We start from the raw sequence: 13,021 nt of genomic DNA, 5'->3' as shown, positions 1-13,021 counted from the left end.
TACTCTTTGGGGGTGAATGTTATCGATTAAAATGTCGCTAGCGACTTCTCGCTCATGGCGTCAAACAAATGAATCGCATCCAGATCCAAGTAAAGCGTCAGTTCATTCACATCCACTTCTGCGGCTTGCGTTTCCACCATCAAAGATTGCCCTGCAATTTCGGTTTTAAGCAAGATACTTGCACCCAGCAGCTCCTTATCTTTGATTTTGACCGGGAACGGCAGCACTCGCTCATGATCCACTTGCTCAGCACGCAAGTGAATGTCAGTCGGACGAACACCAAAGTGAAGCGCAAGGTTCTTAGACGCATGAGCATGGAAGCGCTCTGGCAGCGGAATGCGAGTTTCACCTAGCTCAACATGCCAATCGCCTTCTTCACCCACCAGCTGAGCATCGAGCATGTTCATTGATGGGTTACCAATGAACTGAGCAACAAACTTGTTCGCTGGTTGTTGGAACACTTCTGTTGGCGTACCCACTTGCGCCACATATCCGTCTTTCAGAATCACAATGCGGTCAGCAAGGGTCATCGCTTCGATTTGATCGTGCGTTACATAAATCGTGGTGGTTTGAAGCTCTCTGTGTAGCTGCTTAATCTCTTCACGCATAGTGCCACGCAGTTTCGCATCAAGGTTCGATAGAGGCTCATCAAACAGGAACACTTTTGGTGTGCGCACCATCGCTCGGCCCATGGCTACACGTTGGCGTTGACCACCCGATAGCTCTTTCGGTTTACGAGCAAGCAGCGGATCGAGCTCTAGCATTTTGGCCGCTTTACGCACCTCGCTATCAATTTGATCTTTCGCCATGCCCTTAAGCTTAAGTGCAAAGGCAATATTCTCATACACCGTCATATGCGGATAGAGAGCATAGCTTTGAAACACCATCGCCAAGTCACGATCTTTAGCATCGATTTTATTCATTAGCTTATCGCCAACGAAAATCTCGCCTGCAGTGATGCTCTCTAAGCCAGCAAGCATACGTAGCGTCGTCGATTTACCGCAACCTGAAGGCCCAAGAAAAACCACGAACTCGCCATCGTTGACCGTAAAATCGAAGTGCTTGACTACTTCCACATCATCATACGATTTCTGGATGTTTTTGAACTCTACTTTAGCCATTCTGATTCTCCTCTCGACGCTCTAGCAGCATGTTGCGGTAAGCGATTGCGCTTTGTTTCAGGGTGCGCTGCTGGGTTTCGTAGTCCACGTGAACAATACCGAAACGCTGTTTGTAACCATACGCCCACTCAAAGTTATCCATTAAACTCCACGCAAAGTAACCTTGTACGTCTACACCTTTATTGATTGCTTTATCTACCGCTTCTAAATGCGTTTGGAAGTAGTTAACACGCTGCGTGTCGTTTACTTCACCATTGATGCAGTCGTCTTCACCTGCTGCGCCATTTTCAGTAATGTACAGCGGCGGTAGGTTGTCATAGCGATCATGTAAGCGTAGTAGCAAATCAGTCAGTGCTTGCGGGTAGATCTCCCAACCAATAAAGGTGTGTTCATTTTCTGGTTGAGGTACGTCTTTGATATCGCCATTTTCATCAAAACGAACCACACAACGGGTGTAGAAATTCACGCCAATAAAGTCTAAGTCGGTGCGAATAATGTCTAAGTCACCCTCTAGGATCATTGGCATATTGTGCGCTTGACGTTCTAGGACCAACTGTGGGTATTCACCTTTCAGTACCGGATCCATAAACCAGTGGAAACCTTCGGCATCGCTATACTCAGCAGCGCCAATATCTGCATCCGTCAGTGGGTAAGCCGGTGTCGCATTAAACACACAACCATGCATCGCATTTGGTGCGTTGTTACGCATGTGTGGAATTGCCAGACCATGAGCAAGCATTAAGTGGTGCGCTGACAAGAAACCTTCACGCTCACCTTTAATACCTGGCGCGTGCATGCCCCAGCGGTAACCAAGGTATGACGAACAGAACGGTTCGTTTAGGGTTGCGTACGAGTCGATCTTATCGCCAAAGTAGCCACTTACAACTTTAGCGTACTCTTCGAACTTGTAAGCGGTTTCACGATTTAACCAGCCACCCTTATCTTCTAGGTATTGCGGCAGATCCCAGTGATAGAGCGTTACGAAAACTTGTAGACCTTGAGCATGGCACTCGTCAATAATTTGCTCGTAGAACTTAAGGCCTTCTTGGTTAACTTCACCATCGCGTGGAATGATGCGAGGCCATGCCAGAGACAGTCGATAAGCATCCACGCCAAGACCTTTGATCATCTCAATATCTTGCTTCCAAAGGTGGAAATGGTCGCAGGCAACGTCACCATTGTCCATGTTATCCACCGCACCAGGCTTGTTACAGAAGGTATCCCAAATCGAAGGGCTACGACCGCCAAGCTGCGCACCACCTTCAATTTGGTAAGAAGAGGTGGCAACACCAAATAAGAATTCTGGGCTACGTAATTTTGAATCTGTAGGAAGTTGGAATTTATTCATTGTTATTAAACCTTTTAGCCTTTTACTGCGCCTGACGTCAGGCCACTAATCATTTGTTTTGAAGCGAATAAGTAAGTAATTACCAGCGGAAGAATCGAGATAGTCGTACCAAGCATTACCGCTCCCCATGGCGTATTTGGAATGCCTTGTACACTTCGTAGCGCCTGCGTAATCACATAATTGTCTGGGGTGGTGAGCACCACTAGCGGCTGCATAAACATATTCCAGAAGAAGACGAATTGAACGATAGCAAGCGTTGCTAAAGCCGGTTTCATCAGCGGAAGCACCACACTCCAATAAGTTCTAAACTCACCTGCACCATCGAGTTTTGCCGCTTCCAGTAGCTCTTTAGGGATCGAAGCCACCACATGCTGACGCATTAAGAAAATACCAAATGGCGTTGTGGTGAACGGTAGCCATACCGCCAGATGGTTATCGAGCAAGCCGAGGAACTTCACGATCATGAAGTAAGGGATCAGGCTCAGCACTGGCGGGATCATCATTGAGCCAACCAGCATGCCGAACAGAAACGTTTTGCCCTTGAACTTGTACACCGCAAACGCATAACCGCCCATGCTACAGAACAGCAGCGAAATGGTTGTACCTAGGAACGCAATGTAGATGGAGTTAAACATCGCCTGCCAAAATGGCATGATTTCGAGCAATTTAGCGTAGTTCACCGCCAAGCTGTCACCGATGGCAAAGCTGATGCCAGTACCAAAGATTTCTGTACGATCTCGCGTAGACAGCAGTGCCGACCAAAGGAACGGAAACACCGTCAGAATGGCTGAAATAATCAGCACTACGGCAAGCAATGCCATCATTAGCTTGGTAAAGAGTTCAATGCTGCGATCACTTGGACGCCAGCGAGGAGACATTACGTGTTGAGTGGTCATCTTATTGCTCCCCCAAACCTTTTTTACCGAAGAAGAAGAATTGCACCGCAGTACAGCCTGCAATCAGCATAAATAGCAGCCAAGAGATAGCCGACGCTGTGCCCATTTCTAACCACTCCCAACCCACTTTGTAGAGATACATTGAAATCGTTAGACCTGATTGACCTGTACCACCGGTGCCACGAGTCAGAACGAACGGTTCTTCAAACAGCTGCAAGTTACCGATGATGGTCATGGTCACAGCAAAGAAGATAAACGGACGAATCATTGGCAGTGAGATGCTCCAAAAGCGGCGCCACGCATTTGCGCCATCCATTCGAGCGGCTTCAAGAATGTCTTTAGGAATAGTCATCAAGCCAGTGGTGTACAATACGATGTTGAAACCGGTGTATTTCCAGAACACCATGATAGCGATAGATGGTTTCACCATAGTCGCGTCATCAAGCCAGCGGATTGGCTGGAAATCATTGACCCAACTGAACGCCCAACCAAATAGAGTGCTATCTGCCAGAGCGATTAAGGTCTGGTTGATGATGCCCGAGTTCGGCGAGTACATGTTGAAGAAGATCAGTGATGCCGCCACCGTTGAGGTGATAAACGGCAGGAAGTACGCCGATGTCAGCCAATGGCGGAAACGGTCACTCATTGACACCAAAATGTAAGCGACAGGCAACGCAACCAAGTGTTGAGCGACGCCCGATGTAATCGCAAGCCATAGGGTGTTTTTCAGTGAACGCCACAGCCACGGGTCAGTCAGTGCAATGTGGTAGTTCTCTAACCCCACATAATCCATCGCACCTAGACCTTCGACTGGGTTCCACTCGTGAAACGACAGAAAGATTGAAAACAGTAACGGGAAAATCCCAAATACAGAAAAAATAATCAGAAACGGAAGTAGGAATCCATACGGTGTAAGCGCTTTCAAACTCAGGCGAGAAAAAAGGCTTTTGCTCTCGGATGTGTCCATAACCTTGCTCGCTGCATGATTCATAGTAACGACCTCTAGTTAGGAAGGCGAAACTCGCCTTCCTCCCTTACCAAATAACAAGCCAATTAAAGATTTCGAGTACGGCGTTTGATCATTCGCTCTGCTTCTTTCAGCGCAGTTTCGATATCTTTGCCTTCATCCAGTACTTCCATTAGCGCATTCTCTAAAATAATAGAACGTGCAACGTGGTCACCTTTCGCTGGTGCTACTGGCTTGATGTTTTTCGCGACGTCAGCAAACAGGAGACGTGCCTTTTGACCACCAAGGAATGCCACTTCTTCTTGGAATAGATCATCGTCATAAGTGGTTGTGTTTGCAGGGAATGCAGCGATAGTTTCAAAGTGTTTAAGCTGAATATCACGCTTGGTTGTCATGTATTCGATCAACTGCCACGCTTCATCTTGGTGTTCAGATTGTGTAGGAATAGATAGGAATGAACCACCCCAGCTGCCGTAGATACCATCAGGTAGGTGAGACACACCCCAGTTACCCGCTGTCTCTGGTGCAATCCAGTTATTTAGGTGGCCTAGTAGCCATGCGCCAGATAGCTGAGTCGCAAACGTGCCGTTACGGAAACCTTCGTACCATTCGTTTGACCACGCTAAGATACGCGCGTCTAAACCTTTATCACGAATCTCTTTAGCTACTTCAAATGCGTGGACAAAACGCTCTGAAGTGACCACTGGGTTACCGTCTTTATCGAAGTACAGACCTTCACCTTCAGGTACTGTAGTGAAGATAATCGCTTGCGCTACATCCGCTGCCGAAGCAATCAGGTAGACATCTTTTTTCTTTAACTCTTCACCCGCTTTGATGTACGAATCCCAATCCTTGATTGCTTCACTTAGATCGATACCCGCTTTTTCAAACACGTCTGTGCGGTAGTACATTACACCTGGGCCTAGGTCGACAGGCATGCCGTAGACATCACCATCAGCGCCTTTACCTTGAGCCCATGCATAAGGTGCAAAGCTTTCTGCGTATTTGTCTGCACCGTAGTTTTCAGACAGATTCACCAAACCGCCAGATGCGACAAACGGACCAATTTTCTCTACATCGACAACAATGACATCACCTGCGCCTGAACCTGTGGCTAAGTTGGTGGTCAGCTTCGTATGGTGGTCTCCGTGATTGTTCATCAAGTAATCAACCTTAATGCCTGTCTCTTTTTCAAAGTCAGGAAGCAGCACTTTCAAACTGCTGTCGAAATCAGGAAAACCATCAAAGCGAATCTCAGAATTAGCAGCGCTGACTGTTGATGCGACTCCAAGCGCAGTCACAGTAGCAAGCGTCAATGTTTTTAGTTTCATCTTATTGTCCTTAAATGATTTGTAGGATTTAGAGTTGTTTCACAGAGCTTCGAGGCACCAAAGTCGGTGACAGTTTAAAGCTCACGTCTCGCTTGTTTTTGTTGAGTATTTGAATGACCAGTTGAACGGCTTCAGCACTCATTTGTTCAATGGGAAAATTCACCGTGCTTAAAGGGGGCGAGATGTAGCGAGCGAATAAGATGTCATCGAACCCCATCAATGAAACTTGTTCCGGTACGCTAATACCCTCTTGTTTCAGCACTTCAAACGCTCCGAATGCCATGTGATCGTTACAGGCAAACACAGCGGTAAATGAACAATCGCGCTTTAGCAATTTACGCATCGCGCTCACACCCGATTCCTCGGTAAAACCGGCCTCTGAAACCAATGCTTCGTCGAACAAGATATCGGCCGCTTCTAACGCTTTTCGATAACCTTGCAGACGCCCCCGTGCATCAGATTTATCCAGAGGACCGGTGATACATGCGATGTTACGATGCCCCATTCGCAACAAGTGTTCAGTCGCTAACTGACCACCAAACTCGTTGTCTATTTCAATGCAGTTCTGCGCAAGTTCTGGTACGAATCGATTGACCAAAACTAACGCCACGCCTTTTGCTTCAAGGTCGGTTAAGTAATCATCGGTTAGGTGTTGAGTATGCAAAATCATTGCATCCACGCGACGACCGAGAAGAAACTCAACCGACTCTCGTTGTCCTTGCTCAGTGTTAGAACCAGCCGTTACCACTACGTGATAGCCTAATCGGCGTAGCCTGTTCTCTATGCTGTGTAGAATCCCTGAATAAAAAGGACCACCCAGTTCTGGAACGATAATGCCAATACTTCCGGTACGACTCGAAGCCAGCGCTTGTGCAATTGCATTTGGACGATAGCCGAGAACTTGTATCGCTTTTTCCACTTTGAGCTTCTTATCATGGCTGACTCGGCTGGTACCGTTGATCACTCGTGATACGGTCGCTTGAGAGACACCTGCATACTCAGAAACATCTTTAATTGTGGCCACTTATACACCTCGACTACTGCCTATATCCAAAACCGCTTTCTTAATTAGAAACCGCTTTCATGACGCTAGTATTGATGATTTGCTTACCTAGTTGCGTGAGAGCAGTCACACTCAATAGGGCCTTACCTGGCCTGATTTACCAAACAATGAAGCAGGGGGCAGTTTCCATTCGTGCCATGAAACTGTTTCATGAAATGGTCAAAGCCTAGCCACAAAGAGATATTTTTCGAATCGATGAAATGGAGGTATTGATTGGTTTCAGAAACAAAAAAGAGCCGCGAAATCGCGGCTCAAATGATTGGAGTTAATCATAATCTGACTAGCGGATATCTCTGCCTTCCCGCTAACAGAAAAGTGGACAGTTAATTATTACAGGCGCTTACCACCAAGCTTCAAACATTGCACCCACAGCTACCGTATCGGCGGTTACACTTGTTGTGCTTAGTCCTTTGGTCTCAACATCACCCACTGTGGTGTAGAAACGTAGCATTGGGCGACTCCAAGGCAGGCCACCTAGAGAAACGTTTTGTGATAGCGTCACTTTCCAACCGCTCTTCTCGCTGCCGTCGTCAAAGTCTTCCATCGCGTAACCCGCTTCTAACCACGTCGAGTGAACGTCATCCCATTGGTATTGTGGACGAACGATACCCGCGTACTCGTTCTTCTCATCCGTATCAGTACCTGAGAAGTTTTTGTAAGAAACCAAGTAATCAATGATGAATTGCTCTGACGCTGTGTAGCCACCCTCTAAGCTGACGTAAGTAACTTTGTAATCATCCCCTTTCAGCTCAAACACCGAGTTATCCGCACCGTCAGCGTATTTCATTACCAATTTGTTTGAAGCGCCTAGCCCCATCACTGCACCCACTTGCCATGCAGTTTCATCGCTGACGTTTGGATCGGTGCCCGTGTTCGCTTCATCGGAAGCAAAACCGTAGTTAGCGTATAGGTCAAGATTACCAATCCCAAGATCAATGCTGTGCAACTTAGAGGTAATCGCGTAACGGCCAGAGTCGTTACCTAATGCGCCATCGCTACTATCAACGGCGCCCACAAAGCCCATATCCAGCTTAGCACCGCCTAAGTTTAGGTTATTGAAGCCTGCACCTTGACCATCATGAGACATCCAGAAGTAATCGTTCAAACCTTGTTGCGGACGTTGATGGAAGTCGCGGCCAGCCCACATGTAGAGTTCAGGTTGGCTTTCAAAAATATTGGTCACACCAGCGTACATTTTCTTTAAATTTACGCCACCAGAAGATCCCCACTGATCGTTGTTCCAATCATCAACCATGAAGACCAAATCCCATTTAGCGCCATTATCTGCTTGGAAGATCTTGGCTAATTGGACTTCACCACCATTGGCTTCGTTACCTAAACGGCCCAATGAGCGACCTGAGCTGCCTACCTCTACGTAGCGATTATCGCCAGAAGAGTAATGCGCGCCATAACGAGCGTAGCCCGAGAAGATAATCCCGGATGGCACTTCTGTTTCTGGGGTTAGCACTGCAGGTTGCTGATCATCGGTGTAATCGAGCTCCACAAGCTTAGACTCAAGCTCTTGGATACGCTGCTCAAGGTCAGAAATATCCGTGGTGTCGGCAAGGACAGAAGCGGCTGCAAGCGAAGAGGCCACTGCTAGGGTGATTGGTAAAACTTTAAAGCTTTTCATGTTATATCCCTATTTTTTATTGGGTTTGCTATCTTTCGGCAAAAATAATAAGCAATGAAAAGCTTGAAAATATCGGACTAGTTCACAACCGCTGTTCGTCTGAACAGCCATGAAACTGAACAAAAATTAACCAGCAAATAAATGTGCTTTTAATCAGTAAATTAGAAATAATTTCTGTTAACCATCAGGTTTGAAATCGGTTTCATTTCATGGAAATCAGCGAAATTTGTCACGAAAATCTATTCGAGATTACGCATGATATTCTCGTCAAAAATGAAATATTTCATCATCATGAAAAGTTTCATTCACGTTGAGAAGCTTTTGGGGGAAATAAACGAAGAGGTTTCTGTAAGATGCGCGGAAAAGTTTATTAAGAGGGTAACTTCACACTGTGCTTTTCTAACATGTTTTTCATCCATTCGAGTTGGAAAGGCTTAGGTATTACATCATCGAACCCTTGTTCTAGGTAGTAACTCACATCGCTTTCAAAGGTGTTTGCTGTCAATGCGATAATGGCAGTATTGGGGGCTAAATGTTGCTGTTTAATCTGCTTCAACGCTTCTATGCCATCCATTATCGGCATCTGAATATCCATCAGAATAATATCGAAATGTTGAGACTGAAGCGCATCCAAGCACTCTTGGCCGTTATAAGCTAAAGTCGTACTCACATTCAACACTGACAACATTTTTTCGGCGACGATTTGATTCACTTTCATGTCTTCGACGATAAGAACTGATAGGCCCTGCAAATCCGAGTTATCCCTCGCCAATACCGGTTCACAGTAGTCGTTGCTCAACATATCCATAGTTCGAAGCAGAGAGAAAGTGTCATAAGGTTTATTCAACTTGATGTAATCGCTTACCTCAGGTTGTTCACCATGTACATCGCCAATATAGATAATAGATTGACCTTCAGCTTGATTGATTAGAGGCGTAGCTAACTCATCAGTTCGACTTTGATAATATACCGTGACCGCTGCGGGCTCATCCTGCGTGTTCAAACATTTGAGATCGGAAGTGATAAGCTGCTTCGCATAAGGATTTAAGGTAACAACCCGTACTTTTTGCTGCCTTGTCCGATCTGAAACAAGTTCGACCTTTTCCACAACATCGACAGGCATGCTAACGGTGAAACAAGTACCTTTTTCAAGTTCGCTTTCTACGCTGATCGTCCCGTTCATTAGATCAACCAAGGACTGACAGATAGAGAGGCCTAAACCCGTGCCCCCATATTGACGGGTAATGGATTCATCTGCTTGAGTAAACTCATTAAATACTTTCACAATTTGTTCTTGGTTCATTCCAATGCCGGTGTCTGTTATCGTCATGACTAAATAGCATTGATCACCAACATGAGTCACATCACTGCAAATATCCACATGCCCGTGACTGGTAAACTTCACCGCGTTGTAACTCAAGTTATTGACCACTTGCAGTAATTTGGTTCGATCGGCAAACAGTTTGAAGTCTTTTTCGAGATCGGAGCGGAAAAAAACGTCCACTTCAGGCTTGCTCATCTCAACAAAAATATTCTTACATGAATTAATCAGATCGCTTAAGTAAAACTGCTCTTTTTCAAGCACCACTTTGCCTTGTTCAATTTTACTCAGGTCTAACACACTGTTGATCAATTTCAATAGGTGCTGACCAGAGCTATTAATCATTGAGATAAAGTCTTTGGTCTGTTTATCAGAGGCTTGATAATACTCTTTTTGACTCAGGCCTATCACTGCATTGAGGGGCGTCCTCATCTCATGTGACATATTGGCAAGGAAGCGCGCTTTCGCCCTAGCGCTTTCTTCAGCCTGTTGTTTAGCTTCTTCTAATCGGATGGAACGCTCTTTGAGATCGCGACTCAGTTTACTCTGATTGAGATACATCCATGAGATCACCCCTATCATCAAAAGGGAGCAGACAAGGATAATCACCAGATTGACATACTGCTTGTCGTATAACCTTTCCTTATGCCGATTAAACTCCATTTGGTGTTTTTGAACTTCAGCAATAAAGCCAGCTAGATACTCATTTAATTGATCGTATACAACACTTAGCTCTTGAGTCGCAGATTGTAGAATACGCTTGTCATTCAACGTTACCAATAGCAACTGAGTAGCACTCCTTTCAACCCCTGCCGTCACTTTAAGCAGCGTATTAATATCTCCATATTGCTTATGAATTTTATGCGTCTCTTTAGAGCGAAGATCTTGTAGAATACTCGACCTAAATACTCTCGCCTTAACTTTCAAACGGATCAATGACTGAGCGCTCGGACTGAGTGCAAATTGGTTAGCCTCCGACTTCAATAGCAATAATTTGTTTTTTGCCGCCAAATTATTATTTACGATCGTGACATACGGTTGAGACGGTATATTGCGAATCTCGGCAAGCGAATAGAAAAAATAAATAATCATTGCCATCAACACTAAGCAAAGTGCTGAAATGACACCGATGAAAAAACGTCCCGCGACTCCGTCGGTATTGTCAGTCGGCCTATTCAATGACTATTTCCTTTACTTGCCAGATAGATAAGCTGTAGTAGTAATCATTTCTCAGTTCAGGATAATCACTAAATGGAAAGACGATAAAAAAAGGCCCTTTATCATCAATCGTCATTCTCTTCCCTGCTTCGTGAGTGGCCAGTAAAACCTGATAAGTTTTGATATCAGCAATTGGAATGGTGACCACATATTCATCCCACGCTGTCACTTTAATCTGAGTTCCAGTGGCCCCAACATAGTCAAGCAAGCTTGTTAACGTCGGCCCTGAATACTCAGTCACCTGCTCTATTACATGGTTATTGGTGTGAATAGTGCCTGTATTTAACACCTGCAACATCGCCTCATCCATCTCGATGCCAGACGTCGAATTAGATTGAGAAATTTTTCCTGAAATCCATAAGATGGGCTCACCTTGAGGGGAAGGGATCGCGTGCGCCGTGCTGACTAACAAAACAGCGCAACTCATAAGAAAAGCACGTAAGAAACTAGTCATAAAGTATCCAGTTTTCGTCAAAGTTGACTATGTGGTTGTAGCCAAGATGAGTACAACCACCCTTTTCCACAGTATAGACGACGATTTGTTACTGAATATTCTTATGCTTTCTGGTAGTTCATAACAAGAACGACTCAAGATGAAGATCACAACGTACTTTGTGAAGGCTATGAGGTGTTCTTTCCCCGCGCATTGCAACACTTACTACAAATGTTCGACGCAATGCTGCGGGGCTACTCATTGGCTCAAAAGATCGCCTTCTTTCGGTCCTTGATATAGAAGAACACACTAATTGAGATAAACAGGAATGAAAAATAGTAGAAGAACGAAGAAAGTGATGCGATAAAGTCAATGTGCTCTTCTATTTGTTGATCGGTGTATCCCTGAGACAGCAATTTATAGTAGTAAGCGTACAACCCCCCTATCAGACCGTAACCTAAGTTAAACATCAAACCCTTAAAGCTGAGTACCGTCGCTCTATTGTGTGATTCGGTCTTTTTATTTAGGTGGTAACTGATGAATATATTCATCGTCATAATGATGAAAATTAATACGAGCGCGGGTATTACCCCGTAAATTGACCACCCTAGACTAATCCAATAGTAGGTCGCCATCGTCGCTAACCCCATGATCAAAATAAAATTTTTGGGCGCGATGCTTTCCGCTAGCCTACGGCTTTGTCCCGCAAGTAAGATTTTCAACACGCTGATACCTGCACCAATAAAGCCAAAGTAAAGAATCGGAATATCAATAGCACGATAATATTGACTGTTCATGGTTAAGAACATACGTGATGTGTGCTCGAATAAACTGTAATAAAGTAAAATGAACAGCACATAAGGTGTCGAAAGTACCCATTTTCCTGTGCTCAACGTCAGTTTTAAACTCTCCATCGTGGTTGCCAGTTTACTGCCATCGCTGGGTAAGTTTTTTTTCTCTTCTTGCATCTTCAATGCTGCATAAATGGCAAGCACCGCAACAAACAAAGTGGCATAGACGGGAATACGCATAATATCTTGCGTGCTTTCTGGCGCAACGAAACCTAGAACAGAATAGATGCTCGCCATTACGTTCACATCGTACATAGCAGCACCGATTAGAGTGACAAAGATACCTACACCGGACGAGATACGAAGTTGGATCTGCAAAACTCGTGGCCACAGCTCTTCTTTGCCTTGTTCCTTTAGCGTGTCGTAAGCCAAAGCTTCATCCGCGCCACTGGCCAAAGCCATTGCCAAACCACTTAATATTCGGTTAATCAGAAATACAATGAAGACCAAATCTGGGTTGCCCGTTGGTACAAAGGCAATCATTGCGATTTCAACAAGCATCACTAATGAAGATAGAACGACCAGTTTTTTACGACCTAACGTGTCCGCAAAAGCGCCAGATGGCACTTCTGCGAGAACAATAGTCGCTGCCCAGACGACATTAAGCATCGCGAATTGAGAAAGAGTTAAGCCGTAATCTAAATAAAGTAAGGTAAATACTGGGTAATAAAAGCGTGCAAAGTAGCTGCTCCGAAACATTAGGAAGTAACGGACATTGCGAATGTTAAGGATCTCTTTGGACGTCATGTAATGTTCTGCACTTTTAGTAGCATAAGGTTTTTAATCGCCTTTTGGGGAGTGATGAATAAATTCAGTGTTTAAAATCATACAATTATAAC

At 45.0% G+C, this 13,021-nt stretch carries 10 protein-coding genes; all 10 read right to left on the bottom strand.

Annotation, left to right across the window (positions count from 1 at the left end; genetic code table 11):
* Positions 1 to 26: 26 nt before the first annotated feature.
* The 10 genes from VIA_RS03770 to VIA_RS03725 all read right to left on the bottom strand — a co-directional run bounded on the left by VIA_RS03770 (position 27) and on the right by VIA_RS03725 (position 12,929).
* On the bottom strand, positions 27 to 1,121 hold the full coding sequence (locus tag VIA_RS03770; RefSeq protein WP_004411201.1) for an ABC transporter ATP-binding protein: 1,095 nt from the start codon (positions 1,119 to 1,121) through the stop codon (positions 27 to 29).
* Positions 1,114 to 2,469, bottom strand: a complete 1,356-nt coding sequence (locus VIA_RS03765) for a GH1 family beta-glucosidase (protein WP_004411200.1) — start codon at positions 2,467 to 2,469, stop codon at positions 1,114 to 1,116. Before VIA_RS03765 ends, VIA_RS03770 begins: the two co-directional genes overlap by 8 nt.
* Before the next feature lie 14 nt (positions 2,470 to 2,483).
* Positions 2,484 to 3,347 carry a carbohydrate ABC transporter permease gene (locus VIA_RS03760; RefSeq protein ID WP_412774860.1) on the bottom strand — a complete coding sequence of 288 codons (864 nt, stop codon included), beginning with the start codon at positions 3,345 to 3,347 and terminating at the stop codon, positions 2,484 to 2,486.
* A 19-nt stretch (positions 3,348 to 3,366) separates the two neighbouring features.
* Complete coding sequence (locus VIA_RS03755; protein ID WP_004418502.1) at positions 3,367 to 4,356, bottom strand: carbohydrate ABC transporter permease; 990 nt, start codon at positions 4,354 to 4,356, stop codon at positions 3,367 to 3,369.
* 62 nt (positions 4,357 to 4,418) lie between these two features.
* Positions 4,419 to 5,663: an extracellular solute-binding protein gene (locus tag VIA_RS03750; RefSeq protein ID WP_004411195.1), complete on the bottom strand. Its 1,245-nt coding sequence runs from the start codon at positions 5,661 to 5,663 to the stop codon at positions 4,419 to 4,421.
* A 28-nt stretch (positions 5,664 to 5,691) separates the two neighbouring features.
* The gene (locus tag VIA_RS03745) at positions 5,692 to 6,687 is read right to left on the bottom strand and encodes a LacI family DNA-binding transcriptional regulator (protein ID WP_004411193.1); all 996 of its coding nucleotides are present in this window, start codon (positions 6,685 to 6,687) and stop codon (positions 5,692 to 5,694) included.
* A 379-nt stretch (positions 6,688 to 7,066) separates the two neighbouring features.
* Complete coding sequence (locus VIA_RS03740; protein WP_004411192.1) at positions 7,067 to 8,359, bottom strand: carbohydrate porin; 1,293 nt, start codon at positions 8,357 to 8,359, stop codon at positions 7,067 to 7,069.
* A 370-nt stretch (positions 8,360 to 8,729) separates the two neighbouring features.
* Positions 8,730 to 10,859 (bottom strand): ATP-binding protein, encoded by a 2,130-nt coding sequence (locus tag VIA_RS03735; protein WP_004411190.1) that lies wholly within the window; start codon positions 10,857 to 10,859, stop codon positions 8,730 to 8,732.
* Positions 10,852 to 11,352 (bottom strand): putative pterin-binding protein, encoded by a 501-nt coding sequence (locus VIA_RS03730; RefSeq protein ID WP_004418505.1) that lies wholly within the window; start codon positions 11,350 to 11,352, stop codon positions 10,852 to 10,854. Before VIA_RS03730 ends, VIA_RS03735 begins: the two co-directional genes overlap by 8 nt.
* A 245-nt stretch (positions 11,353 to 11,597) precedes the next feature.
* A complete protein-coding gene (locus VIA_RS03725) occupies positions 11,598 to 12,929 on the bottom strand; it encodes an MFS transporter (protein ID WP_004411186.1) in 1,332 nt (443 codons plus the stop codon).
* Between the last annotated feature and the right edge of the window lie 92 nt (positions 12,930 to 13,021).

The organism is Vibrio orientalis CIP 102891 = ATCC 33934, assembly GCF_000176235.1.
GTDB lineage: Bacteria > Pseudomonadota > Gammaproteobacteria > Enterobacterales > Vibrionaceae > Vibrio > Vibrio orientalis.
This window is presented reverse-complemented; position numbering and strand designations above follow the sequence as displayed.

Excerpts from the sequence above, each read along its gene's own strand:
- VIA_RS03725 (WP_004411186.1), bottom strand. The coding sequence starts at position 12,929 with ATGACGTCCAAAGAGATCCTTAACATTCGCAATGTCCGTTACTTCCTA.
- VIA_RS03760 (WP_412774860.1), bottom strand. The coding sequence starts at position 3,347 with ATGTCTCCTCGCTGGCGTCCAAGTGATCGCAGCATTGAACTCTTTACC.
- VIA_RS03770 (WP_004411201.1), bottom strand. The coding sequence starts at position 1,121 with ATGGCTAAAGTAGAGTTCAAAAACATCCAGAAATCGTATGATGATGTG.
- VIA_RS03765 (WP_004411200.1), bottom strand. The coding sequence starts at position 2,469 with ATGAATAAATTCCAACTTCCTACAGATTCAAAATTACGTAGCCCAGAA.
- VIA_RS03755 (WP_004418502.1), bottom strand. The coding sequence starts at position 4,356 with ATGAATCATGCAGCGAGCAAGGTTATGGACACATCCGAGAGCAAAAGC.
- VIA_RS03730 (WP_004418505.1), bottom strand. The coding sequence starts at position 11,352 with ATGACTAGTTTCTTACGTGCTTTTCTTATGAGTTGCGCTGTTTTGTTA.
- VIA_RS03750 (WP_004411195.1), bottom strand. The coding sequence starts at position 5,663 with ATGAAACTAAAAACATTGACGCTTGCTACTGTGACTGCGCTTGGAGTC.
- VIA_RS03740 (WP_004411192.1), bottom strand. The coding sequence starts at position 8,359 with ATGAAAAGCTTTAAAGTTTTACCAATCACCCTAGCAGTGGCCTCTTCG.